Annotated in this window: 27 protein-coding genes; 10 read left to right on the forward strand and 17 right to left on the reverse strand. The window is 45.2% G+C overall.

The window, feature by feature from the left end; all coding sequences use genetic code 11:
* Nucleotides 1-108: 108 nt before the first annotated feature.
* The gene (locus LAY57_RS20415) at nucleotides 109-1,959 is read left to right on the forward strand and encodes an AAA-like domain-containing protein (protein WP_249068705.1); all 1,851 of its coding nucleotides are present in this window, start codon (nucleotides 109-111) and stop codon (nucleotides 1,957-1,959) included.
* Nucleotides 1,960-2,038: 79 nt separating this feature from the next.
* On the opposite strand, the gene LAY57_RS20420 is transcribed toward LAY57_RS20415, so the two are convergent.
* The 9 genes from LAY57_RS20420 to LAY57_RS20460 form a co-directional block, all read right to left on the reverse strand.
* Nucleotides 2,039-4,267: a lytic transglycosylase domain-containing protein gene (locus LAY57_RS20420; RefSeq protein WP_249068707.1), complete on the reverse strand. Its 2,229-nt coding sequence runs from the start codon at nucleotides 4,265-4,267 to the stop codon at nucleotides 2,039-2,041.
* A 545-nt stretch (nucleotides 4,268-4,812) separates the two neighbouring features.
* Nucleotides 4,813-6,996: a DEAD/DEAH box helicase gene (locus tag LAY57_RS20425; protein ID WP_249068708.1), complete on the reverse strand. Its 2,184-nt coding sequence runs from the start codon at nucleotides 6,994-6,996 to the stop codon at nucleotides 4,813-4,815.
* A 164-nt stretch (nucleotides 6,997-7,160) separates the two neighbouring features.
* Nucleotides 7,161-7,544 (reverse strand): hypothetical protein, encoded by a 384-nt coding sequence (locus tag LAY57_RS20430; protein WP_249068709.1) that lies wholly within the window; start codon nucleotides 7,542-7,544, stop codon nucleotides 7,161-7,163.
* Nucleotides 7,528-7,809 (reverse strand): BrnT family toxin, encoded by a 282-nt coding sequence (locus LAY57_RS20435; protein WP_249068710.1) that lies wholly within the window; start codon nucleotides 7,807-7,809, stop codon nucleotides 7,528-7,530. Before LAY57_RS20435 ends, LAY57_RS20430 begins: the two co-directional genes overlap by 17 nt.
* Nucleotides 7,810-7,841: 32 nt before the next feature.
* On the reverse strand, nucleotides 7,842-8,381 hold the full coding sequence (locus tag LAY57_RS20440; protein ID WP_249068712.1) for a hypothetical protein: 540 nt from the start codon (nucleotides 8,379-8,381) through the stop codon (nucleotides 7,842-7,844).
* A complete protein-coding gene (locus tag LAY57_RS20445; protein WP_249068713.1) occupies nucleotides 8,378-8,902 on the reverse strand; it encodes a DUF4365 domain-containing protein in 525 nt (174 codons plus the stop codon). Before LAY57_RS20445 ends, LAY57_RS20440 begins: the two co-directional genes overlap by 4 nt.
* Nucleotides 8,903-8,934: 32 nt before the next feature.
* Complete coding sequence (locus LAY57_RS20450; protein ID WP_249068715.1) at nucleotides 8,935-10,263, reverse strand: ATP-binding protein; 1,329 nt, start codon at nucleotides 10,261-10,263, stop codon at nucleotides 8,935-8,937.
* Between the two features lie 2 nt (nucleotides 10,264-10,265).
* On the reverse strand, nucleotides 10,266-11,129 hold the full coding sequence (locus LAY57_RS20455; RefSeq protein WP_249068717.1) for a tellurite resistance TerB C-terminal domain-containing protein: 864 nt from the start codon (nucleotides 11,127-11,129) through the stop codon (nucleotides 10,266-10,268).
* 51 nt (nucleotides 11,130-11,180) lie between these two features.
* Nucleotides 11,181-11,417 (reverse strand): hypothetical protein, encoded by a 237-nt coding sequence (locus tag LAY57_RS20460; protein ID WP_249068719.1) that lies wholly within the window; start codon nucleotides 11,415-11,417, stop codon nucleotides 11,181-11,183.
* Between the two features lie 237 nt (nucleotides 11,418-11,654).
* On the opposite strand from LAY57_RS20460, the gene LAY57_RS20465 reads away from it, so the two are divergent.
* The gene (locus LAY57_RS20465; protein ID WP_249068723.1) at nucleotides 11,655-12,098 is read left to right on the forward strand and encodes a ribosomal maturation YjgA family protein; all 444 of its coding nucleotides are present in this window, start codon (nucleotides 11,655-11,657) and stop codon (nucleotides 12,096-12,098) included.
* A gap of 126 nt (nucleotides 12,099-12,224) precedes the next feature.
* Nucleotides 12,225-12,716 (forward strand): DUF4385 domain-containing protein, encoded by a 492-nt coding sequence (locus LAY57_RS20470; RefSeq protein ID WP_249068725.1) that lies wholly within the window; start codon nucleotides 12,225-12,227, stop codon nucleotides 12,714-12,716.
* Nucleotides 12,717-12,731: 15 nt separating this feature from the next.
* Here the strand turns inward: LAY57_RS20470 and LAY57_RS20475 are convergent, their stop codons facing one another.
* From LAY57_RS20475 to LAY57_RS20495, 5 genes are all read right to left on the reverse strand, one after another.
* Nucleotides 12,732-13,193: a regulatory protein RecX gene (locus tag LAY57_RS20475; protein ID WP_249068727.1), complete on the reverse strand. Its 462-nt coding sequence runs from the start codon at nucleotides 13,191-13,193 to the stop codon at nucleotides 12,732-12,734.
* 694 nt (nucleotides 13,194-13,887) lie between these two features.
* Nucleotides 13,888-14,988 carry a WD40 repeat domain-containing protein gene (locus LAY57_RS20480; RefSeq protein ID WP_249068728.1) on the reverse strand — a complete coding sequence of 367 codons (1,101 nt, stop codon included), beginning with the start codon at nucleotides 14,986-14,988 and terminating at the stop codon, nucleotides 13,888-13,890.
* Between the two features lie 67 nt (nucleotides 14,989-15,055).
* Entirely contained in the window at nucleotides 15,056-15,499 is a 444-nt protein-coding gene (locus LAY57_RS20485) for a heavy metal-responsive transcriptional regulator (protein WP_249068729.1), read from the reverse strand.
* Between the two features lie 100 nt (nucleotides 15,500-15,599).
* On the reverse strand, nucleotides 15,600-15,896 hold the full coding sequence (locus LAY57_RS20490) for a hypothetical protein (protein WP_249068730.1): 297 nt from the start codon (nucleotides 15,894-15,896) through the stop codon (nucleotides 15,600-15,602).
* Between the two features lie 164 nt (nucleotides 15,897-16,060).
* Nucleotides 16,061-16,255, reverse strand: a complete 195-nt coding sequence (locus LAY57_RS20495) for a CAB/ELIP/HLIP family chlorophyll-binding protein (protein ID WP_249068731.1) — start codon at nucleotides 16,253-16,255, stop codon at nucleotides 16,061-16,063.
* A gap of 203 nt (nucleotides 16,256-16,458) precedes the next feature.
* Between LAY57_RS20495 and ald the strand changes: the two genes are divergently transcribed.
* Nucleotides 16,459-17,592: an alanine dehydrogenase gene (gene ald, locus LAY57_RS20500; RefSeq protein WP_249068732.1), complete on the forward strand. Its 1,134-nt coding sequence runs from the start codon at nucleotides 16,459-16,461 to the stop codon at nucleotides 17,590-17,592.
* A 284-nt stretch (nucleotides 17,593-17,876) separates the two neighbouring features.
* Nucleotides 17,877-18,803 (forward strand): S-layer family protein, encoded by a 927-nt coding sequence (locus tag LAY57_RS20505; RefSeq protein ID WP_249068733.1) that lies wholly within the window; start codon nucleotides 17,877-17,879, stop codon nucleotides 18,801-18,803.
* 36 nt (nucleotides 18,804-18,839) lie between these two features.
* On the opposite strand, the gene LAY57_RS20510 is transcribed toward LAY57_RS20505, so the two are convergent.
* The gene (locus tag LAY57_RS20510; protein WP_249068734.1) at nucleotides 18,840-19,238 is read right to left on the reverse strand and encodes a helix-turn-helix domain-containing protein; all 399 of its coding nucleotides are present in this window, start codon (nucleotides 19,236-19,238) and stop codon (nucleotides 18,840-18,842) included.
* A gap of 286 nt (nucleotides 19,239-19,524) precedes the next feature.
* Between LAY57_RS20510 and LAY57_RS20515 the strand changes: the two genes are divergently transcribed.
* The 5 genes from LAY57_RS20515 (at nucleotide 19,525) to LAY57_RS20530 (ending at nucleotide 20,948) form a co-directional block, all read left to right on the forward strand.
* Complete coding sequence (locus LAY57_RS20515; protein ID WP_249068735.1) at nucleotides 19,525-19,782, forward strand: DUF7219 family protein; 258 nt, start codon at nucleotides 19,525-19,527, stop codon at nucleotides 19,780-19,782.
* The gene (locus tag LAY57_RS20520) at nucleotides 19,775-19,912 is read left to right on the forward strand and encodes a hypothetical protein (RefSeq protein WP_249068736.1); all 138 of its coding nucleotides are present in this window, start codon (nucleotides 19,775-19,777) and stop codon (nucleotides 19,910-19,912) included. The genes LAY57_RS20515 and LAY57_RS20520 overlap by 8 nt, the downstream gene beginning before the upstream one ends.
* Before the next feature lie 180 nt (nucleotides 19,913-20,092).
* On the forward strand, nucleotides 20,093-20,221 hold the full coding sequence (locus tag LAY57_RS35905) for a hypothetical protein (protein WP_275994242.1): 129 nt from the start codon (nucleotides 20,093-20,095) through the stop codon (nucleotides 20,219-20,221).
* Nucleotides 20,218-20,388, forward strand: coding sequence for a hypothetical protein (locus tag LAY57_RS20525; RefSeq protein WP_249068737.1), 171 nt, complete (start codon nucleotides 20,218-20,220; stop codon nucleotides 20,386-20,388). Before LAY57_RS35905 ends, LAY57_RS20525 begins: the two co-directional genes overlap by 4 nt.
* A gap of 200 nt (nucleotides 20,389-20,588) precedes the next feature.
* Nucleotides 20,589-20,948: a DUF6464 family protein gene (locus LAY57_RS20530; RefSeq protein WP_249068738.1), complete on the forward strand. Its 360-nt coding sequence runs from the start codon at nucleotides 20,589-20,591 to the stop codon at nucleotides 20,946-20,948.
* Between the two features lie 16 nt (nucleotides 20,949-20,964).
* Here the strand turns inward: LAY57_RS20530 and fmt are convergent, their stop codons facing one another.
* Both fmt and LAY57_RS20540 read right to left on the reverse strand, forming a co-directional pair.
* Nucleotides 20,965-21,969: a methionyl-tRNA formyltransferase gene (fmt, locus tag LAY57_RS20535; RefSeq protein WP_249068739.1), complete on the reverse strand. Its 1,005-nt coding sequence runs from the start codon at nucleotides 21,967-21,969 to the stop codon at nucleotides 20,965-20,967.
* A gap of 20 nt (nucleotides 21,970-21,989) precedes the next feature.
* A complete protein-coding gene (locus tag LAY57_RS20540) occupies nucleotides 21,990-22,883 on the reverse strand; it encodes an OmpA family protein (RefSeq protein WP_249068740.1) in 894 nt (297 codons plus the stop codon).
* Nucleotides 22,884-22,921 lie beyond the last annotated feature (38 nt).

The following is a 22,921-nucleotide window of genomic DNA, read 5'->3' on the forward strand; positions in this document are numbered from 1 at the left end:
AGTCTGTTCTGAGGCATTCTTCTGTGATGTTAGAAGCCCACACTATAATCGCTTCGATTTAGTGTGGGTAGTTCACGATGTGGAAAGTATCTTTGCTATGCAGAATCAATGCCGCGATCGCTAAAAGTTCGCTCTGAGTGCATCCCTACAGTCAAGTCGTCTCTCCTCAGAAACGGCTTTCCCAGTCAAAAAGTCCTCGCTGAAGATCTAGGGATAGCCCAATCTACTGTGAGCAATTTTCTCAATGGCAGACCCGTTGATTATGTTAATTTTCGGGAAATTTGTCAGATATTGAGCCAAGAGTGGCGAAATATAGCCGATTTATCCGATACTTTGCCAGAAAATGAAATAAATAACCTGAAAGCTAAAGTTTTCATCAGCAGTCGTCATCAAGACTTCCGCCTCGTCCAGCAGTTGCAGCAAGCTTTGAGTGCGGCGGGACACGAAGTTGCGATCGCATCTGAAAACACTCCGCCCGAACAATATTTACAAAGCTGCGATTACTTGCTGCTGCTGTTGTCCCAGCAATCCGCCGTCAGCGAAATCGTCTTGGAAGAAGTGCGGGTCGCCAAAGAATTGCACAACTTTACCGCCCAAAAGCCAGCCATTTTACCGCTATGCGTAGGTTTACAAACCAAAACGCCTCTTTCCTTCGATTTGCTGCAACTTTTGCAAGAAAGTCAGCCTTGGCAGTGGTGTAGCGACGACGACACCTCAATCATAGTCTCAGAAGTTCTCAGCGTAGTGGCCCAAGGACGCACTTCCCTAAGCGCCTCCAGCAAATTAGCTGTAAACTTGGCTACTGAAGGGACTGGGGACTGGGAATTGGCAATTGGCAGGCAATTGGGCATTCTCCCCCACTCCCCCACTCACCCACTCACCCACTCCCCCCCTCCCCCACTCCCCCACTCACCCACTCCCCCCCTCCCAGTCGCGTCACCAGAGTTACCGGAGGGGCAAGTGGAGGTGGCATCGAGCTTTTATATCGATCGTCCTCCCATCGAAACGCGCTGTTATGAGACAATATGTCAGCCTGGTGCCCTCATCCGCATCAAAGCGCCCAGGCAGATGGGCAAAACCTCGTTAATGGCGAGGATTCTGCATCACGCAGAGGAACAAGGCTCAAGAGCGATCGCATTGAGTTTTCAGTTAGCTAATAAACGAATTCTTACCAACTCGGATACATTTTTACAGTGGTTTTGTGCCAGCGTCGGACAAGAATTGGGGATGCTGGAGAAGCTGGGCAAGTGTTGGGAATTAGCAGATATTATTGGCAGCAACCAGTGCTGTAAAGCTTACTTTGAACAGTTTTTGTTGCCGGAAATATCGACTTCCCTAACATTGGGTTTAGATGAAGTCGATCGCGTGTTTGAATCTCCCGAAATTGCCGATGACTTTTTTGGTTTGTTGCGAGCTTTGCATGAAGAATCCAAACGGCGCGATATTTGGAAAAAATTTCGCTTGATAGTCGTTCATTCGACAGAAGTTTATATTCCGTTGGATATCAATAAATCGCCTTTTAATGTGGGATTGCCGATAGAATTACCGGAGTTTAACTCACAGCAGGTGCAAGAGTTAGCAATGCGGCACAAACTAGATTGGAATGAGAAACAAGTCGAGCAATTAATGGGTTTAGTGGGAGGACATCCCTACTTAGTGCGCTTGGCTATGTATTGCATTGCGCGTCAGGATGTTACTTTAGATCGGGTGGTGAAAGAGGGTGCCACAGAAGCGGGAATTTATAGCGATCATCTGCGGCGGCATTTGTGGAATCTAGAAAAATATCCTGATTTGTTAGAAGCGATCGAAGAGGTTGTGAGTGCTGCGAGGGGAGTGCGATTGCGAGCGGCGCAGGCGTTTAAATTAAATAGTATGGGATTGGTGAAACTTGATGGCAATAATTGTACTCCCAGGTGTAGTTTGTATGAGCAATATTTTCGCGATCGCGTTTGTAGATAGTTCGTAGAGAATAGTTCATGGCAATCCCCAATCCCCAATCCCCAATCCCCAATCCCCAATCCCCAATCCCCAATTCTTTTTACTTTGAATTAGTCATCATCTGCTGAACTTGGGGATTGTACAGACGCAGATAGTTCCAGTAGTTGCCAAACACCTGCTTAACGTAGTCTTTAGTTTCTGGAAAAGGGATAGTTTCGATAAATTCATCTGGATCGGTGATTTTTTTCTGCCCAATCCATTTATCGACGTTACCGGAACCGGCATTGTAACTAGCCAATGCCAATAGAGAGTTATTTTTAAATTTCTGGTGGGTTTCCAGCATCAGCCATGTGCCGAGATTTATGTTGTCGTTGGTATTGTCTAAGGCGTATTGCTTAAGATTGATGATTCTGGCTACGGAGGCTCCAACTTGAGGTATCACTTGCATGACACCAACGGCACCGGCATTAGAGCGGATATTCGGCATAAATCGCGACTCCTGCCTCATTACACTAACCACTAGCAAAGGATTTAGCTCACGCTTTTGCGACCAAGTTTCGATCGCTTCTTTATATGGAAAAGGATATAGAGCATACCAGTAAATGGGTTGTTGCTTGAGAGACTCAAACTCGGCTTGCTCAGAAGGCGTCTCTCGGTCTTCCAGGGTAGCAACTTGAGTAATTCCTGATATGTAATCTCCCACTGCCAGTTTCAGGAGACCATCGGTAAACTGTTGGGTTACGGTTGGCTCGATCCGGTTTTGAAATTCTACCCGCCATAGTGTCCAGGCATCGCGATCTTGAGCCAATTGGTATAGTTCTTTCAATGTTTCAGACCCCATTGGCAGTACGAGGCGCTCGGTAGGTAAGGCTACTTGAGGTTCGATCTGCCGCACGGTGTCGAAGGTTCCCACATCCCGGCCTAGCATAGTGGCAGAACGCCAAGCATAGTAAGATTGGGGGTATTTTGTCACCACCTGTTCAAAAGCTGCTTTCGCTTGCTCTTGCTGTCCCAGTTGCAGAGACCATTTACCGATCCAAAAGCCTGCCTGACGAGCGGGTTCGCTATTCGGGTTTTGAGTGAGGATTGGCTGTGCCCATTGTAATGCTGCCTGGGAATCCCCCTCTGCTGCTTTAGCTTGAGCCATTTTCCAGCGATATTCTGCTGCTGCATCGGAGTTGCCATACTTGGTTAGCAATAATTGACGAGTCTCTTCAGCTGAAGAGGGATTGTTGAGATTATCTAAAGCTTCAGCTTTTGCTAGCATTGCCTCACCAGCTTTTTGGGGAAATTGCTCGATCGCTTGTTCGAGATAAGGCACCGCCTCTATGGATGGTTCTATTTTGGCGATCTGGATGAGGGCGTCTCCGGTTTCTTTGGCTTTGGGGAACTCACTCAGCATCTTTTTATAGGCGAGCTTAGCGTCTGTCTCCCTCTCGGCTAGCTGGAGTCCTCTAGCGACAAGGTAGGCGTGGCGAGATGAGGGTGGGGCTTTGGCATAAGCGGCGCTGGCTTGGCCGTATTTTTTGTCTTTCCAGTAGCCAAGAGCGATCGCTTGCCAGTCTTCTGGTTTGAGTGGCTCTACAGGTTTTCCCTCTATCATTCCAGGCTGGCTAAGTATCTTGTCTAGCACCAAGCTAATTTCTGGCGTGTCAAAGCTATACTTCGCCAGTAACAACATCAAGTCGCGCTGATTGGGATTTTCCTTGAGCCAGGAATTTGCCATTTCCAGGGTGAGGGGATGGCTGGGGTATTTCGCGATAACTTCGTTCCAATCTTCTCGTTTCGTCTTGCCGAGTGCAACGAGGGCTTCTGGGATCGCGGGAGAGTCGGGATAGTGTTTGAGCAAATCTTGCCACTGGGCAGTTGCTTTAGCTTCGTCGCCGATGGCTTGGTAAGCGATCGCGCGTTTGACTAGAGCTTGTGCCCCTAAAAGCGAATAATCGCACTCTAAGCCTTCTAATAAGTCCACCGCAAGAAGTCCCTGCTGCTGTTCAATTAGATCGGATGCCAGCAGATAACGGGCTCTAGCACTCTCGCGGGAGCCGTCTCCATTGGCGATCGCTTTTAATTCTCCAGCTCGTTTCTCTGGCTGCATCAGCGCCAGGGAAAAAACTGTCGTGTTGCTCTTATATCCCGTCGTTTCGCGGCTTTTTCTCGGCCACAGACAGACGATCGTTCTTCGCGCAAACCCACGGCCAAAGTGTCTTTCTAATAGGGGATATGCAATCAGCAGCACACTCAGTCCGATACAGACAGCAACTCCCATTTGATTTCTGCGTTGCGTTTGCCTTGACGAACTGTAGCCGGAAAATTTAAAACCTGACATTTTTTTCATAGAGCCTCGTGGCGACGTAAATCCTATGTTTTTAGACGATCGAGCCAGAGTGAGCCAATGCCGTCAAGAATTTACGGCTCGCTCACGGGCGCGGGAAGGACGGTGGGAAATGCGATCGCTCAGTGGCCCTTCATAGATGCCGGGGATCGCACCCTCAAACGCTACAAGTTTAACAACACAAAAGTGCTTTAATTGACATTTCCGCCGCTAAAACCGCGATCCCGTAAGCGTAAAAGCCCAATTTTACATGGAGAATAAGGACTAGAAAAGTCAAAAGTCAAAAGTCAGTAGGGGCGGGTTTTGTAAAATATTCTGTTGGTAATGAGATGTGTGGGCTAAACCCGCCCGTACAAAAGTCAAAAGAAAATTGTTCATTAGACTTCTCCAGAAATTAAAGGTGCGTTACCTGGAACCCTTGTAGAGACGTTGCATGCAACGTCTCTACTTTTTTGGAGAGGTCTATTGCTCCCCCACTCCCCACTCCTCCACTCCTCCACTCCCCCACTCCTCCACTCCCCCACTCTCCCGCTCCATGACTACCAGCCACTGACAATTGTTCTAAGTTCCGCCACATCCAGATAATCGACAGCAAATGCTTTGCGAAGCAAGTTGGGTGGAATAAACTCATCATATTTTTGGAGTTTCGGCGCTTCTTGGGCATTTACCAAGTCTTCTGCCCTAATTCCCTGCTTACAAAGAGAAAGAATTGCCTCCCCAATATCTTCTGGTTTGCTCTGACCGCACTTAACCGTCAGAAAATAAGGTGGCGAACCGCTAATACTTCTAATATCTAGAGATTCTCGACCAAATAAATTCAGCCATCTTTCCAAAGTGCGAAAAGCCACAGTACCCATCCAGGGAAAAATACAACAACTCTTACCTTCTAGCGATAAGATATTACTTCGATCCAATCCCGCATTTCGAGCTAGTTGACGAGCCGCTTTTAGTCTCTCTTTAGCACCATTTTGCAAATAGCTATACTCAATATCTTCAAACAAAACTCGCCGCATTCGTTGCAAAATGCCAGTATGAATATTAGCGCTGTTCCTGCCGCGCCAAGCAATACTCGCTATCCCCTCAACTTGCTTTACCCAAAGCGTTTTGGCTTTTGGCTCAATATCTAAAACTTCCCAAGTCCGACCTGCCAAAGTAAATTTTCCTCCCACAGGCGGCGGCATAATGATGCTACCAATTTCCATTGAGTCATCTCTGACAATATACTCTTTCTGTTCTGCAAATACGGCGTAAAACTGGAAAGATCGCACCATTTTTTCAGCAGCAGAACCGATGACTAATTCACCTTGTTCTGTCTGTTCAAGATGATCGAGATCTATCAGGTAGCGCAAGAATTGCCTAAAATCATCTTTGGAAATAGCGATAAAAGGCGGCAGAGTCAAAACGCGATCGGCAAGATAGGCTGGTGAAATTTCCCCCGTTGCTGTTAAAATACTCATTGTTTGATGATAGAGCAAACTCAAAGGATATTGCACAGGTCGAATTGGTTCGATCCAGCGTTCTTCTAAATAAACTTGGATAATAGCAATACACTGTAGAAGTTGCCAAGGAATTTGATTAGGCAAAGATTCTTCACCCGATGGCTCATTTTCAGTACAAACAAAGCGCATATCAGCGGGGTCGCCTCTTCTGCCAGTACGTCCCAATCTCTGTAGAAAGCTGGACACAGAAAATGGCGCATCTAGTTGAATTACTCGCTCTAATTGACCGATATCTATTCCTAATTCTAAAGTGATTGTAGCGGCAGTGATAGCTGGGGTATTTGGTTCGCGCATGGCTTCTTCGGCAGCTTCGCGCAACTTGGCAGAAATGCTGCCGTGATGGACGTGATAAATGTCTGGAAGTCCTTCATCAGAGGCGATTTGACGCAGATTGGTAATAACTGATTCTGTCTCGGCCCGATCGTTAGTAAAGATAAGACACTTGCGAGATTTGGTGATATTAAAAATGTATTTGTAGTGCGGACTGTCGCAGAAACCCGGTTTCTCTGAGAAACCGGGTTTCTGAATGTAGAAATGCTCTAAAGCTAAGTGAACTTTGCGCTGTTTATCACTGATATTGGCGGTAATTACCGATCTTTCTGTTTCCGATCGCAGCCAATCTTCAGCTGAGGAGTAATCCCCAAGAGTTGCTGACAAACCAATTCGACGCGGTGGTTTTTTCACAAATTTAGATAAACGCGCCAACTGGGAAAGAACCTGACAACCGCGTTCTGTTCCCATGAAAGCATGGATTTCATCAATGATGATAAACCGCAAATCTCCGAACAGGCGAGTTAGTTCGGTAGTTTTTTTGTTAATGAGCAAACTTTCCAAAGATTCTGGGGTAATTTGCAGAATCCCTTGAGGATTTTTGAGTAGCATTTCTTTGCGACTTCGCAATACATCGCCGTGCCAAGCGCAGACAGGAATCTCTGCTTGTTTCAAAAGGTCGTTGAGGCGATCGAATTGGTCATTGATCAGCGCTTTTATTGGCCCAATGTATAAAGCTCCGATGCTTGTGGCAGGTTTTTCGTGCAATAATGTCACAACCGGAAGAAAAGCTGCTTCTGTTTTGCCGGAAGCTGTGGCAGCAGCAATCAATAGGTGATCGTCTGTTTCAAAGATAACTCGGCAGGCTTCGATTTGGACTGCCCTTAATTCAGTCCAACCGTTGTTGTAGATGTATTCTTGGATAAAGGGTGCTAGTCGGGAGAAAGCATTCATATTGATTATGGATTATGGATTAAACTGACATTGTGCGATCGCAGATATTTTCTCCTATTTCCAGTAACTTCTCTTGTTCATCAGTCATCCTTCTATATCCAATGATTGAATTGCCGGTAATAATTTTTCGATTTCGTTGTCTCCCAATAAGCTTTACTACCTTTTTAGATTTTGGATTGGGGATTGAAATTGGATTCTGCAATTAGGCGATCGTAGATATATTCCCAGATTTCCAGGTTATTTTTGAAGTCAAGGAGTACCGCAGTTTTTTTCCCATCCTCGCCATTTAAAAACTGTAAGCTGGGAGGAAGCTCGTATTTTTCTAGAAGATCTGCCCATAGTTCCCAGTGTTTCTTCAAATCGATAAGGACAGCAGTTTTTCTATGTTGAGAGTCAGTGAAAAACTGAATACCCGGTAAGGCAGGCAGGTTATTCTTTGGGTAGCGTTGGACATATTTACCCCTTACACCTTGGCTGAAGTCATATTCATCCAGCATTTCCGAATCATCCTTTTCTGCATCAGGCTGAAAATTAGTTACCTTGTTCATAAGTTCTCCTTTCACGGCTTGTAGCAACACGAGCGCTAATGATACGAATATTATCCTCTCGTTCTGTGTAAACGACAACTAATAGGCGTTGTCTATCAGAATAGCCAATTGCTATAAAGCGGTATTCTTCCGTAGAGTGTAGCGGATCATCAATAATCACAGAGAAGGGATCGCTAAAAACAGTAGCAGCCTCTACAAATGAAATGCTATGTTTTTTAACGTTTGCTCTTGCCTTCTCCTCATTCCACTCAAAGTTAAGTGTCATTTCTAATAGACATCCTTTTCGCGTGAATTTTTTCAAGGTGTCACAGTGTTAAAGATAGCAAAGTTGCGGGTGTTATTCAGCACAAAAAAGCTACCCTTTTTAATCAAGTCTCCAGTGCATATTACTGGCAGACGATCCTGGTAAGCTTTAATCGCCAGGTTGTATTCTGGATGCCTTAGCTCAACATTGATTCTCCGAAGCTTCCCCACAACAACTCCCATCAAGGCGATGGTGCCAATTGAATCAAAATCTTGTATTTCAATTACCATTCCCTGAATTTCTATATCGGAAGCGTTGGTGAGCAGATCGCTTAAAATATCCAGTTGAGAACGCTTTTCTACTACCTCTAGTGTCGAAAGAGCGTCACTCATACGAGCTGCATAATCTCCCAGACTTTTTTTATTAGGGAGCAAAATTTCAAACTCATCTACATCATCTTTTTTATAAAGCCAAATAGTAGCATTATCCAAAAATGGGCGGTCTTTATACCAGCCGTGGGCTTGCAAGTAAGCAGCCAATTGACTGGGTTCTATAGTTTTAAGAATTTCGCTATCTCGCACTGTTACTTTCATGGTTGATTTCCTCGACTAATAAGTTGCATTAAGGACTGAAGCAATGACACTGTAAATTGATTGATTCTAGGTAAGGAAACTGTTACCGTTGCCGTGTTTTGTGTCTGAGGCATCCCCCGCAGTGACAGCCAATAAGCGCAATATCTTAGGCAGAGTTCTTCTTCAGACTGTTGTAACCATTCGTCTAGATTGTCGGGAACTAAAACTACAACTAAGATTCTCGGAATGGCAAAGTTATCCATTCTTAAATCATCGTAGTTTTTAAGCTTGACAGGGTATCTAACATTGCTGTCGTCGAGAAGATCCCTTGAAGTAGATTTTAACTGCAATTCCAGCCGAGGCGATCGGATACGTCCTGTTCCACCCCTAGCAGCAATCCCCCAGTCTACGCTGTCATCGTCCACCGCTGGCTTGTAGAGTGAATAGCCTGCTACTGATGCCACAGCCTGTATATAAGCATTACTGAACTGTTCTTTTTGCTGGTTGATTTCCACGCGACGCCGCACCTCTAGGACTTTCACAAAATTACCCTCCAGTATTGGAAGCAGTTTACCTACAGAGTAAACTCAGCAACTTCGCCATCTTCATCCACATTAGTTTTCTTACCAGCCGTGGTAAGCTGCAAACCAGTACCGTGAATAACTTGACCAAAAGACATTTCTGGATTTTGTTGCAAGATATTCAAAACACTCAGAAAATCTCGCACAATCTCTCCCGGTGTTAGCAACGCATTTGCACCCAAGCGGCTAATAATTTCTTGCAGAAACTCATCAAATTCGCTTTTGGTAATTTTCTTTTCACTACTGTATTGAGTGGTATGAACATCAGCCAAGCGTTGCAAAAGTTGCAATATCTCTTGCTGAGTCAAAGTTTCTAACTGAATAACTGGGCCAGAATTATCCTGCAAACCCGCTTTCGCAAAACGGCTTTTCGCTGTGCGTCTAGTCCATGCCGGGTCGGTAAAAAGTCCCCGTTTGGGATCTTCCAAAAATTTGGGTGTTCCACCTATTATAATACCAAGATGTTCCGCTCTGCCCTGCATAGTGTCGTTAAACATTGCCAGCAATTTGTCGTAGTTGTTCTGGCGAGAAACCGCATTGGTTATCTTCCACAAATGCACTGCTTCATCAAATAACACCAAAAGTCCTTTGTAGCCAATGTCGGCAGCAAATTTTGCAAACAATTTGACGTAATCGTACCAGGTATCGTCGTCAATAATTATCCGCACCCCCAGCGCTGTTTTTGCCTCCGTTTTGGTTGCAAATTCCCCGCGAAACCAACGCAGCGCCGCATCTTTTCTTTGTTTTTCATCTAATCGATAACCGCGCCAATAGTTAGTAACAACTGTGGCAAAGTCAAATCCGTGGACTAAGCCTTCAATATTTTTAACTGCTGACAAAATTGTCGATTCCACTTGGTCATCAAAGCCGCTGTCGTTGGGGCGCAATCCGCTGGTTTCGGCAACTTGGGTCTGAATGCTGCTAATCCATTTTTCTAGAATTAGTCCTAAAGCACCGCCGTTGGGATGAGTTTTGGTGGCGATGTTTCGCATTAGTTCACGATAGGTTGCTACACCTTGACCGTCTGTTCCTGCTAGTCGGCGTTCGGGGGATAAGTCAACATCAGCTACTACGAAACCTTGTTCCATTGCGTGGTTCCGAAGCAGTTGCAACATAAAGCTTTTGCCAGACCCGTAGCGTCCGACAACGAAGCGGAATGCTGCACCGCCAGCGCCTATGTTTTCTAGGTCTTGTAATAGTGCGGCCATTTCTTTTTCTCGACCGACGGCAATATGTTCGAGTCCGATTCTTGGCACGACTCCCCCACTTAAGGAACTGAGTAGTGTAGTTGAAACTCTTTTGGGAATTTTCAATTTTGCCATATTTATTCCTTGAATTTGAGAATTTCCTTAATATTTGTCAAGTACTCGGCTTCGGCAATTAGAGGAGAAACCGATCCTGGCTCAATAATTATATCGCCAATCGTAGCGATCGCACGTTCGTTTATGCCATCAATTAACAGTTCTGGCATGGTTATGTATGATTCAGCAATCTTTTTGATTTCTGGATTCGGATTTTCTAGATATACTATGGCTTTGAGTACCTGAAGTTCTGAATTGGTCAATTGAGCTACGAATTCCGTCCATTCATCAGGTATTATAGCAGATGTATCGTCATTAATTTTTATCTGAGATTTTTGGTTATTTTCGGTAATTTTTAGCTGTAATTGCTGGATTTCTGCTTCGGCGTTGTGCTTTTCAGATAAGAGCGATCGCAAACACAAATCTAACTCTTCTTTCTGTTGTTCTAGGTGGTAAACTTCTGTTTCCCAGTGATGCGCGTCTGCTGACAACAAGCGTTTTTGTTCTTCCAAAGCAATTAACTCTTGCGTTAGCTGATGCTTATATTTTTGTTGTTCTGCGGTTTGAACGTACAGTTGATTCAACTGTCTTTTCAAAAAATTTATGTGAATCTCTGTTCTCTGCTGTTCCGCTACCATAGCTGTGAGGTGATCGTACAGCTGTATTCCCCATTTTTCCAACTGGCGAATTTCCATTTCAAGACCAGTTCTAATGCGTTTGTGCTGCATTCTCTGCTTGCCGTTGACGGCGATCGCTCCACAGAAGGTAGCAGGTACGGCGATCGCAGCTGCGATCGATGCTGCCTTGATGTCTCGGATCAAAAGCAAGCTAAGGCCAAAACTCACAATGAAGGCAACTGAACCCAGTAGCCACCGATTTCTTAACATAGCTTGGCGCGATCCTCACAATTTGGCAACTACAAAACCCTGCTATTTAGTTTATTCCGTATCGCTGCCATAAAAAGAGCATTGAGCCAGGGCATCTATGCCTTTAGCGTGTGACTGATAAAGAAAAACTCTTTCTACTTGAAACCATTCTCCCTCTTTCAAAACGCAATCCCCGACTCTGGGAATAATTTTATAGGCTTTGATCCACTCTTTATCTTCAGTGGGTGCGCCATTGTTTTTATGTTCAAAAGATGTGTAGTAGACAAAATGAATTAAATATGTATCCATGTCGAAGTTCGCTTTGTGGAAACGCCGGAAGTAACAGAAAACTGCTCAGACTTAAACACTATTACCAAATTATCTAAATGTGACACCATGATGGCGACTTGTTCGGTGCTAGACTTGATTCAGTAGATGTGGCTGTGCTTCATGCTTTTATTTTGACATCTTCCTTTGGTATAGCGTTAGCTTACCAGAGGATTGCCATCCCGCACTGACGGGGTAAAGAAACGACATTAGCTTAAGATGACATCGCCGTTTTCCCGCAAGCATCCCTTTTTCAACTATCGAGTCGCTCTCCTGGTCACCATAATCCCCATTTTCGTCTTGGGTTTGACCAGCAAATTTTACCCTGGGCCGGGACACAAGTGGTTCAACAATTATTTTGGAGATTTTTTGTACCAAATCTTTTTGATTCTACTGGTGACTTTCGTCTGGCCGCAAGCTTCTCCCGCTTGGACTTCATTGGGGGTTTTCATTTTTAACTGTGCGATCGAATTTCTCCAGCTGTGGCAACCTCCCTTTTTACAAGCGATCCGAGCCACTTTATTCGGGCGTCTGCTGCTTGGCAATTCCTTTGTATGGGACGATTTTCTCTACTATGGAGGGGGATGTACCTTGGGTTTTATCTGGGTGCGTAGGCTGAAAGCAAAGGCGCTGCGATCGCTTCACCGCGCCTCCAGTCCCTGAAAAAACTAATTCGATCGAGCCCCACAATTCTTTGGTACTATGTCGGCGGCGAGAGGTGAGAATAGGCTGCGATCGTCTAACTTAAGTGTAGAGATCCTGAAAGCAAGCATTAGTTAAACCAAACTAATGAAGCCATTTGATTACACCTTAGACTTTAAAAACATCGATTTTCGCACTTCTCCCGAACTTTATCGAGTAGGTAAAGGAGAGCAAGGAGTGCTTTTGGTAGAACCCTATAAAGGAGAAATTCTTCCTTACTGGCGGTTCAAAACACCCGATATTGCTAGGGAGTCTGCCGACAAAATTTACCAGATATTTTTAGAATATCTCGATCGCGATGATTTTGTCGGCGCAGATATGGCTCGAAAATTTTTACAAATGGGTTATACGCGATCGCGCAGATACGCTAATCACAAAAGTGGCAAAAAGTACAAGCAAAATCCCCAAAAAGAAACCGATCCAGCAGCACAGCTTCTAGCTAGAAAAAATCTGTTGCCAAATGAACCAGACCCAGTAAAAGCTGAATCAGCAGCAATCTTTAAAGACAAATGGATGCAAGCGAAGACGAACGAGAAATATCTCCAGCTTTTGCAACAACACAGACAGATGTACGAATAAGATTAAATAGTGCCTTCATCCTTCATCCTGCTGCCACTGCTGCAAAACCTCAAAAGGATTAAACCCTCTGTAGTTCAGGTAATTGATCAACTTAGCTTTAGTTTTTGGATCGATATTTTGAAAAGCATCAATGTGGTATTTCCGCATAAGCTTAGCTTTTAACTGCGCCAGTTCTCCTGTTTCTCCAGCCTCTGTTTCTTCCACTTGCGAATCCCATACTTCCTCAAACACATCGGCGGCAATCCCTTTTTCCAGACATTTACGCTTAATTCCAGCCTTCCCGTATTTGCCTTGAGATGAGGCAATTAGAGTAGCGACTAAGCGAGGATCTGACTGGTAATCTTTTGATTGAATTTCCTGGAGAGCATCTGCGATCGCACTCTCATCAAACCCCTTTTCTTTTCCTTTCTTGTGCAGTTCGTAAGCACTGTACTCTCGGCGAGACAAAAGGTTCACAAAATAGGCGCTGCAACTCATTTATTTAACTCTCTTTATTCAAAGTAATTGTTTTGTAGATGCTTATCCTTTTTTACTAATTTAACATAATATCAATCGAACGAGCGTGATTTAAATGACTAATAACTAACGATCGCTTACCCATTCATGGTAGAATAACGCAGGAGAATATAAAAAATGAACAATACAGTCTCAAAGATTTTTTGGGGAAATTGACAGGCCAATTCTTCTAACTTTACTCTTCGATGCTGTTGTCACATCACAACTAATATAAATAAAATTAAAAACTCCGCTCTTTTTAGTTGAGTTTTAAGGTGTTGGGTGTAAAATGTAGGTAAGAAATTAATTATTTTCATTAGTTAGGTCTTCTTGAGAATAGCAGACCGAGTTTTTTTGACAACAATCGCTCAACCCCGGACGCAGTAAGGAGTTGAGCGATTGTTGTCACCCCGTCAGGTCTTGCATAGGAGTTTAGACTAACCGCACTTTAGGGCGCGGTTAGTCTAAACTCCAGACAATTAAACTACAATATAATTTAGTTGCTAAACCAAACAAAACAATGGCTAGATTACTCAAACGGTGGGAGTCACCCCGTCGAGAAGGCAGAAACGACAAAGGCAGAGGCGGTTCCGCACGTCAGCGACAGCTGAAAAAGCAACAGCAGATGCTACGCAAGAAACTCAAAGAACAGTCTGAAACAGAAAACAAGAAAAACTCAACGGGAGGGAATATTAGTTCCCTCCCTAATTTTTTTATCCAAGTTGGGCGAAACGAAATTAGAGTTAGCTTGCCAAATTTTAATCGTCCCATCATACGCGCCACTCGCTAGCAATTGCCCATCGGGACTAAAAGCGACACACTGCACCCAGTCTATATCTAGGGGAACCTCGCTAATTAGCTGTCCAGTTTGCAAATCCCAAAGTTTTAAACCATCTCTACCTGCACTAGCCAAAGTACGTCCATCTGGATTAACAGCTATAGAATTAACGATATCTTGATGTCCTAAAAGTGTATAAGATCTCTTTTTTCTGAGATTCCATACTTTAATCGTATGATCGTAACTGCTACTGATTAAGTTTTCACCATCAGGACTAAATGCCACAGAAGTAATAGCACCCTGATGTCCCGATATAGCACCGAGAAATTGGCTAGTCTCTAAGTTCCACAATTGAACTACTTTATCCCTACCGCCAGTCGCCAAAAGCTGACCGTCGGGACTAATCGCCAGTGTATAAACAAGTGGTTGAGACAAAGGTACGCGAGTGTAAAGCAGTCGTTCCGTCCGCAAATCTATTAATTTTATGCCATCCAAACCGCCGCTGACTAATGTTTGACCATCTGGCGTAATAGCAAGGGACAAAATATTACTAAAATCCTGTGTCAAACTACGGCTTAATCGCCCAGTTTTGAGACTCCAAAGATTGAGCGTGGTGTCTTCGCTACCGCTGGCAATAGTTAGATTATCAGGAGTAATGGCAAGACTAAGTACTCTGTTGCTATGAGCTTTAATTGTGCGAATATTTTTGCCCTTGATGGGATTCCACAACCTAATTTTGGTGTCAATATCAGTTCCACCGCTAGCCATAAATTTGCCATCGGGGCTAAAAGTAAGGGCATAAACGGGACCCCAATGAGCTTTGAGAACGTGGAGCAATTTAACGTTTTGCCATCCTCCAGTATTGAGAAAAGGTGGAACTGGAACGACGACTGGGGCAGGCGGAACTGGAATGCCCACTGGCGGAGGAACTGGAACGGGCAATGGTTTATACTGGGCAGTGGTATTCGACTGCCCTTGACTGAGAAAGTTAAAAGTCAAAAGGCAAAAGATAAAAGAAAGATTTAAGAGGATCGGGTTGTTCCATTTTTGTCTTTTGGAGTTAACTTTATGAGGTTTCATCCTGTTCGGATTGAATGTTGGGACAGATGATTTTGTCTAGGCAGTCGGCTGAGGGTTGTTCTTGCCAACTAGATAATAATTCTTGCAATTCAGAACGCAGGATTTCTAGCGTTTCGATTTGGTTGGCAATTGCTTCTATCTTTGCCTCTAAATGTTGCTTTACTTCGCTACAAGGTAATTTACCCCGATCGTGAATTTCTAGAAATAGTTGAATCTCTTTTAGGCTCATCCCCAAAGACTGCGATCGTTTGATGAAATCGAGTCTTTTGAGTACCTGAAGATTAAACAAACGATAGCCTGAGTCAGATCGGATCGCAACTGTGGATAGTAAGCCGAGATCGTCATAATATCGAATAGTTTTTACCGACAACCCACTATAATCGGCAACTTCGCCGATCTTAAGCAGTTTGCCTGCAACAGCTGTATTCATTAGTCATTAGGAAAGGGAAGATTTTAGATTTTAGATTTCAAATTTGTCGATTTTAAATCTGAAATTTGAAATTTTAAATCTGAAATTAGTCATTTCCCCTCTAGCGGGGGGGATGTTTCCGGTTGGGAACGCTCAAATTAGGTAACTGAGGTCGAGACGGGCTAGGGGGTAAATAATATTCGGGTGCTTCTGAGGGAACTTCAGCGGTGCTACGGTGAATCATCCACCAACGGAGTGCGATCGCTAATCCTACCGTTCCCATTCCGATCGTGAATAAAGACCAGCGTTCGCCCAAACCACCGATCGCAGCATCGACCGCCCCAACGGTAACCACAAAGCTAGTAATCGGTTCCCTGCGGTAGGCTGACTTCAAAAACCGCGCCCAAGCAGCATTCATCACAATTCGTACTATTCCTCTTTTTGATCTGATATTAACGCTTACTATTCTAAAACCCCAACAGCCGAAGAGAAATGGGAGTGGGGGAGTGGGGGAGTGGGGGAGTGGGGGAGTAACCTTTCTTCTTCCCTCTTCCCTAGTCCCTAGCCCCTAGCCCCTAGCCCCTAATTTAGGCCCAGCCAGGACAGCAGACCTTGACCCGTGAGGTATTCAATCAGCAGGGTGAGGACAAAGCCGATCATAGCTGCTCTGCCATTCAAACGTTCTGCATACTCATTAAAACCAAACTTTGGCTCCTCCAACTTCGGAGTGGTAGTTGGTTGCGGTTGTGTCGTTTTTGGTTGGAACCCTTGCGTCATAAACTTTTTAACCCTTTCTGAATCAAATTGTTCTCCACCAGGCCAGATTGGCTGCCAACCAGAGGTGTTACTCAGGGTTGCCTAGTTACAAATCTTAACCTTCTCTATTGTAGAGAAGGTTAACCAGTATTGGCACTCTGCCATCAAGCCGAGATCGGGCTAGCCGACTTAAGCTGGAAGTATAGGTCAGATTGAGGTAAAAAATGGAAATTGGCGTTCCCAAAGAAACGAAGGATCTGGAATTTCGGGTTGGGTTGAGTCCGAGTAGCGTGCGGGTGTTGCAAGATGCCGGTCATACTGTATTTGTAGAAACAGCAGCCGGTGCTGGTGCGGGTTTTGGAGATGAAGATTATATCCAGGCAGGGGCTAAGATTGTGCCTAAAACAGAAGCAGCCTGGAATAGGGAACTGGTGGTCAAGGTGAAAGAACCGCTCAAACCAGAGTACCAGTTTCTCCAGAAAGAGCAGTTACTGTTTACTTATCTGCATTTGGCTGCCGATCGCACATTAACCGAACATTTAATTGATTCTGGCGTCAGTGCTTTAGCCTACGAAACGGTAGAATTGCCAGATGGCAAACTCCCCCTCCTCACCCCCATGAGCATCATCGCCGGACGCCTCGCCGTGCAATTCGGAGCGAGATTTCTGGAGAGACAGCAAGGGGGTCGAGGCGTCCTCCTGGGAGGTGTTCCTGGCGTCAGACCGGGTAAAGTAATGATTTTAGGCGGTGGCGTCGTGGGTACGGAAGCCGCCAAGATTGCTATAGGTATGGGTGCTAGAGTCCAAATTTTAGATGTGAATGTAGAGCGTTTAGCTTATCTGGAAACACTTTTTGGCTCTAGAGTCGAACTGCTATACAGTAATCCATCTGCGATCGAAGCCAATGTTCCAGACGCCGATTTATTAATCGGTGCGGTTTTGGTACCGGGAAAGAAAGCCCCTATCCTCGTATCGCGAAATTTTGTCAAAAAAATGTATCCCGGTTCTGTAATTGTCGATGTGGCGGTAGACCAAGGTGGTTGTATAGAAACATTGCATCCCACCTCTCACACCAATCCAGTTTACATCGACGAAGGAGTCATCCATTACGGTGTCCCAAATATGCCAGGAGCCGTGCCTTGGACTGCCACTCAGGCTCTTAATAATAGTACCTTGCCCTATGTTCTGAAACTGGCGAATCGTGGCATGAAAGCACTGGAATTAGACCCAGCGCTAGGTAAGGGTTTGAATGTTCAGAAGCACAAGTTGGTGCATCCCGCTGTGCGGGAGGTGTTTCCAGATTTAGCTGAGCCTTCTGACAAAAAAGGTAGTTCTGGTGGCGGTAAGAAAAAGCGTTGATTTTCGGCATAAAAAATCATTACTCTCATCCCACTAGAAGAATACCTATTTAACGGATCGCTTTCTCGTTTGAGGACAGCAAGGAAGAAGAAAAGAAGATATAGCGCTTTTCAGGTGAGTGAGGTAAAAAGAAACGGCTCTTCCGTACTTACTATGCTATTTGAGTAGAGGGGGAGAGGGGGAGAGTGGGAGAGGGGGAGAGTGGGAGAGGGGGAGAGTGGGAGAGGGGGAGAGTGGCAGAGTGGCAGAGTGGGAGAGGCGAAAAGAAATAAAAATGTTCTTAGGTGAACAAAAGCATAGCAACTCCGAAAGAGCCAATTCTGTCCCCTTTTCTCCAAAAATTACTGGGTTTGCCTCCCCAACCCAGTGGGGCATCGGGAAATGTGACGATTAATACGCCGGTATTACAAGTTACAGATGGGGGTCTCGTTACAGTAAGAAACGATGGTTCGGGGAATGCTGGAAACTTAATAATCAGGGCTAGCTCGATTTTGGTGGATCGTTTAGGTAGTATCAGCGCATCCACGGCATCGGGTCAGGGGGGCAACGCCATCCTTGAGGTACAAAATTTATTGCAATTACGTAACGGCGGTCAAATTTCGGCAGCAGCAGGCGGTAGTGGGAACGGTGGTAATCTCTCTATTAACGCCGATAACATTGTTGCTCTCGAAAACAGCGACATCAGCGCCAATGCCATCACCGGAGCGGGAGGTAACATTCAGATTAACACTCAAGGGATTTTCGGTACTCAATTTCGTCCCCAACAAACACCGTTAAGTGATATTACTGCTAGTTCCGACTTCGGACTTTCTGGTAATGTCAATATCACCACCCCAAATGTTAATCCCACTTCTGGATTAATTGAATTACCTATCAAACTTGTTGATTCTGCTAACCAAATTGTTTCTAGTTGTTCCGCCACACGAGATAATAGGTTTACTGTTGTGGGAAGGGGCGGTTTAGCTCAAGACCCGACATTACCATTTAGCAGTGAGGAAATTTGGCAAGATTGGGGAAATTATTTAACTGCGAAACCCCAAAGAAATGTCACACAATCACACAGTATCAACAGATTTTTAGTGAATAATCTACCAGAAATTGTAGAAGCAACTACTTGGCAAGTTAACTCACAAGGTCAAGTAGTTTTGGTTTCTGAGCGATCGCATTTCCCTTCCTTATTCAATCCCTCCTCTAATTGTCACGTTTTCTAAAGTTTAACTTATTGTTAACCTTTTCATTGTAATGAATTAACATCTCAGATCCACATCCCTATTTTTGGCAGGAACGCCATTCTTAATCCGCCCAGCCACTACCATCAATAGTAGCGCCAGTCGATCGTCCGACAGCCCATCCACGAAATTCTGCATCTCCAGTAGGGATTCCAACTGTTTGGGACAATCGGATTCACTGATCCCCTCGCTTCCTCCAGCTTTTGCTAACTGGGAACAGAAGTAGGCGCAAGACCCTGGTCTAATCTTCTCCATCGCCTCCAAGAACTTCCACAGCACATCTGTAGAAACGCCTGTTTTGCTCTTACCGCGACGAAACTCGGAAATGTGATTCTCACTCACGCCAGATACCTGGGAGATTTGCTTGCCAGTGATACCGTAATATTCGAGAGTTTGCCTGAAAATTTCTGGGATCATTTTAAGTTTTGTAAAGCTCTTTTTTCAGATAGCCTCTAAGCTTAGTGTAACCTTTAACCTTTTTCCTTTACCCTTTTTTGGTGATTATTATCACAACACCACCTGACTGCTAAGCTGAAACGCACCTAATTCACATATCCTGGATGGCAGGAATGCCTACCCGACAAGAGTTAGGCTTTTTTGAGTTATACAGTTTAAATGCCGAGCAGCTTATCACTAATACTATCCCGGATCGAGAGGAATAATAGAAGTATAAGTAAAAAGCAATTTATGCCAGGAGGTAAAGATGTTACCTATTTATAGTTTTTTATATCCTAAAAGCCGATACTACGGTGATGTTAACCCAGAAAATTTAGTGTTCAATGCGAATTTACAGGAATTTGCTCAACGAGTGAATTATATCAGTTGCTTGGCAAGCAATGGTAAGCTTTCCATAGAGCAGGCATTTAGTGACATTGAAGCGCTCTGGGAACAGTTGGAGAATACGAAAAAGCAGTTGGGAGTAGGCGATCATCCCTTCTCGATCGAGAACGGAAATGCTTAATTTGAGGATGTGCGATCGCGCTTTGGAAAAAGTGCGATCGCACATCCTTGATGGTATGCTTATTAGGTTCAATCAAAATTTCGGTAAATGTCTATTCTTCCAGAAATTAGAACTCTTATCAACCGACTGAACCAGGAACTAGATGAGACTGAGCGAGAAGCAACCGATGGACTGAACCTACTCAGACCAATATTGTCCCGTTTTCCAGATAATGCTACACTGATACAGTTCTTTGCCTATTTCAACACTGCCCTATTCTTCGTAGCGGACTCTAGACGCAGGGTTCAGGATACGGTTCAGATGATTTATTTTGCCAGTCGATGTGACAGCCGAGGAAATTCAGGATGCTGGTGAAGAATTAGGGACATTACTAGGGCAGGTGCTGGAAACCAAAATAGGTGTCAGGCGGATTATTACTATTTTAAGGGAATTACCGTGAAAGAATTACCAGATGAAAAAACACTGCTTGAACTTCTGGCGCTGGCAAAAGACGCTGAACGTAAAGCTAGAAAATTGAATGAGCTATCAATAGCATTCGAGGAAAAGTGGAAACGTAAGCTAGAAGGTAAACAAGCTGCAAAACAGCAAGCTAGCGAGATAAGTTAGGCGTAAAGAGAAGCAATCTTATTCCTAACAATACAAAAATTTATCGATAACTTTAGAACTTCGAGGTAGATTATCCTAACCTAAAGCCACAGAAGCAACCAAAGCACCTGCCTTGGCTGCACACAGGCATAAGTTATCAAACTTTGGCTGCGATCGCGATACCTTAAAAGATGTCGTCCGCAATACATCTAGAGGAAGCTATGGAGCCAGACTCTTTACCAACCGAGGTGATTCTGACGCATCCGCGTCAGTCCCTCGGTAACGTGAATCTCGACTGGACACCGCAACCCGGTAACTATCTCGATCTCGAAGGTAAAACCTACGCCGTTTTAGAACGTCGTCACCGCTATCAACTCAAGTCAGGGCGCTACAAGTTGCACAAAATTGCCCTGTACGTACAGTCTGCACCGCGCCCTACAGAAAGAAGCCTGATCGAGGGACGCTGGGTGCTGGGAGATGCCAATTGCCACTTCAATGCTCGTTCAGAACTAATTCGCTGTGCTGTCAATCCAGAGGGGCCGTGCGATCGCTGCCGCTTCTACGAAAAATCCTCAGCATAGTAGATGGACGCCTACCCTAATGGCCGTTTTCCAAAATCTCTCCCACTGCTAAACGCATCCCGTTGGCAAAGTCCAAACCAGACTGAGGGCGTTTGCCAGCCACTTGCACTTTACGCAATAGCAAAAGTCCCGCGTCCGTTTGCACGATCGGGCCAATTCCCTTAAGAATAGCCACTACCTCGCCCGGTTGTGCCGCACCAGAAGACAGCTCAAACCATTTTTCCTCCAGCACTCTCAATTCTGAGGGCAACTGCGACCAAAAATCAGGTGCAATGGGTGCTGTGCTGGAGATCTTCAACGCCGCACCCCGAAAAGTTGCCACACAATCAGGGAAAAACCCTCTTACCTGATTGTGTAGTTCAAAAGCCGATCGCGACCAAGAAAGCCAGTAATCTTCTTTTTTAATCAAAGGTGCGTAAGTAGCTTGGGACGAATCTTGAGGGATAGGAGTAAGCGACCCACTTTCCAACTTCAGCAGCGTTTCCACCAACAAATCTGCCCCCAACACAGATAACGTCTGGGCTAACTGTTCGCTGTTGTCCATCAGCAGAATGGGTACATAAGCTTTCAGCAGCATCGCACCCGTATCCATGCCAGCATCCATAAGCATCGTGGCGATCCCCGTTTCCATCTCGCCATTGTAGAGACACCACTGAATCGGTGCAGCACCTCGGTACTTGGGTAGCAGCGAACCGTGAACGTTGATGCAACCCAACTTGGGCATATCCAGAATTTCTTGGGAAAGGATTTGCCCATAGGCTACAACTGCAAACGCATCTGCCTGCGCTTGTCTGAGCAGATTGAGCGTTTCAGGATCTTTTTTAACCCGCTGGGGTTGCCAGACTGGCAGCTGATGAGCCAAGGCAACATTTTTCACTGGTGAGGGAATCAGCTCGTTACCGCGACCCCGCCGTTTATCGGGTTGGGTGACAACTGCCACAACCTCAAAATCTGGATGATTTAACAAGTTTTCCAAGCTAGGCACTGCAAACTGAGGAGTGCCAAAAAAGATTACTTTCATAAAGAACAAATGACTAATGACTATTGACTCTCAACGAAAATTTCCACCCGACGGTTGCGTTGGAGGTTGATTTTGGTATCGTTGGGAGCAAGAGGGCGAGTTTCTCCGTACCCCACCACAAACAAGCGGTTTTTAAGACGGGATAGATACTGTTCAACCGCTTGAGCTTGCCGAAAGGATAGGACTCGATTGTTCTTTGCTTCTCCAGCGCCATCGGTGTGGGCAGCAATGCGGATAGTTGCGGTTGGGTAATTTTGCAATTCGGCGACCAGCTTGTCCAAAATTAGGCGTGCTTCTGGACGCAAAGTAGCATCGCTGTCTTGGAACAAGGCGTCGCTGGGCAGTGTTGCTGTCAGGGTGTCTGGAGAAATCAGAGACGTGGGGGTAGTAGAAGGTACTCGATCGACTTCTGCTGCTGCTGCTGTGTCCCCAGTCTGTTGCGGTTGGGGAGTTGCTTTGAGTTGCTGGGTGAGAACTTGGATTCGCGTTTCCAGGGGTTCGGTGGAAGCACTGCTGCCAACTCTGTTTTCCAAGGCGGCGGTGCTAGAGCGCAAACTCTTCAACTGTGCCTGCAACTGGTTTAGTTCCGCTTGCAATTTCTGTCTCTGTTGTGCCGTCAGCTTTGGTGCGGTCCGAACAGCTGCCGCTTCAGACTCAGGACTGGTCTGTTCTGTGGAAGTAGGATTGTTGGGGGTAGTAGGCGGGTTTTTCATATCGCCGGGAAGTTGCAGCAATTTCGCCACCAGAGGCTTATTTGGCGTCGTAGCGGGACGAACAGTTGCGATCGCTACGCCCAAAAGCGCCGCTATTACGCCTCCTACTCCCAAAAGTAGCAATCTGAATAGCAAAACCAGTAAAAATCGGCCAAAGCCTGTTGATTCATCTGAATATTCCTTCACGTTCGTTTCCCTCATCCGAACACTCTTGAACAATAAAGCCAACCTAGCATCTG

The organism is Argonema antarcticum A004/B2 (genome assembly GCF_023333585.1).
In the GTDB taxonomy this organism is placed as follows: domain Bacteria; phylum Cyanobacteriota; class Cyanobacteriia; order Cyanobacteriales; family Aerosakkonemataceae; genus Argonema; species Argonema antarcticum.

Bases quoted from the DNA above. Each gene is read 5' to 3' on its own strand.
- LAY57_RS20515 (WP_249068735.1), top strand. From the start codon at position 19,525: ATGTTACCTATTTATAGTTTTTTATATCCTAAAAGCCGATACTACGGT.
- LAY57_RS20460 (WP_249068719.1), bottom strand. From the start codon at position 11,417: ATGGATACATATTTAATTCATTTTGTCTACTACACATCTTTTGAACAT.
- LAY57_RS20520 (WP_249068736.1), top strand. From the start codon at position 19,775: ATGCTTAATTTGAGGATGTGCGATCGCGCTTTGGAAAAAGTGCGATCG.
- LAY57_RS20455 (WP_249068717.1), bottom strand. From the start codon at position 11,129: ATGTTAAGAAATCGGTGGCTACTGGGTTCAGTTGCCTTCATTGTGAGT.
- LAY57_RS20440 (WP_249068712.1), bottom strand. From the start codon at position 8,381: ATGAAAGTAACAGTGCGAGATAGCGAAATTCTTAAAACTATAGAACCC.
- LAY57_RS20485 (WP_249068729.1), bottom strand. From the start codon at position 15,499: ATGAATACAGCTGTTGCAGGCAAACTGCTTAAGATCGGCGAAGTTGCC.
- LAY57_RS20470 (WP_249068725.1), top strand. From the start codon at position 12,225: ATGAAGCCATTTGATTACACCTTAGACTTTAAAAACATCGATTTTCGC.
- LAY57_RS20425 (WP_249068708.1), bottom strand. From the start codon at position 6,996: ATGAATGCTTTCTCCCGACTAGCACCCTTTATCCAAGAATACATCTAC.
- LAY57_RS20495 (WP_249068731.1), bottom strand. From the start codon at position 16,255: ATGACGCAAGGGTTCCAACCAAAAACGACACAACCGCAACCAACTACC.
- LAY57_RS20430 (WP_249068709.1), bottom strand. From the start codon at position 7,544: ATGAACAAGGTAACTAATTTTCAGCCTGATGCAGAAAAGGATGATTCG.
- LAY57_RS20510 (WP_249068734.1), bottom strand. From the start codon at position 19,238: ATGATCCCAGAAATTTTCAGGCAAACTCTCGAATATTACGGTATCACT.
- LAY57_RS20540 (WP_249068740.1), bottom strand. From the start codon at position 22,883: ATGAGGGAAACGAACGTGAAGGAATATTCAGATGAATCAACAGGCTTT.
- LAY57_RS20450 (WP_249068715.1), bottom strand. From the start codon at position 10,263: ATGGCAAAATTGAAAATTCCCAAAAGAGTTTCAACTACACTACTCAGT.
- LAY57_RS20420 (WP_249068707.1), bottom strand. From the start codon at position 4,267: ATGTCAGGTTTTAAATTTTCCGGCTACAGTTCGTCAAGGCAAACGCAA.
- LAY57_RS20490 (WP_249068730.1), bottom strand. From the start codon at position 15,896: ATGAATGCTGCTTGGGCGCGGTTTTTGAAGTCAGCCTACCGCAGGGAA.
- LAY57_RS20465 (WP_249068723.1), top strand. From the start codon at position 11,655: ATGACATCGCCGTTTTCCCGCAAGCATCCCTTTTTCAACTATCGAGTC.
- LAY57_RS20475 (WP_249068727.1), bottom strand. From the start codon at position 13,193: ATGAGTTGCAGCGCCTATTTTGTGAACCTTTTGTCTCGCCGAGAGTAC.
- LAY57_RS20435 (WP_249068710.1), bottom strand. From the start codon at position 7,809: ATGACACTTAACTTTGAGTGGAATGAGGAGAAGGCAAGAGCAAACGTT.
- ald (WP_249068732.1), top strand. From the start codon at position 16,459: ATGGAAATTGGCGTTCCCAAAGAAACGAAGGATCTGGAATTTCGGGTT.
- LAY57_RS20415 (WP_249068705.1), top strand. From the start codon at position 109: ATGCCGCGATCGCTAAAAGTTCGCTCTGAGTGCATCCCTACAGTCAAG.
- LAY57_RS20530 (WP_249068738.1), top strand. From the start codon at position 20,589: ATGGAGCCAGACTCTTTACCAACCGAGGTGATTCTGACGCATCCGCGT.
- fmt (WP_249068739.1), bottom strand. From the start codon at position 21,969: ATGAAAGTAATCTTTTTTGGCACTCCTCAGTTTGCAGTGCCTAGCTTG.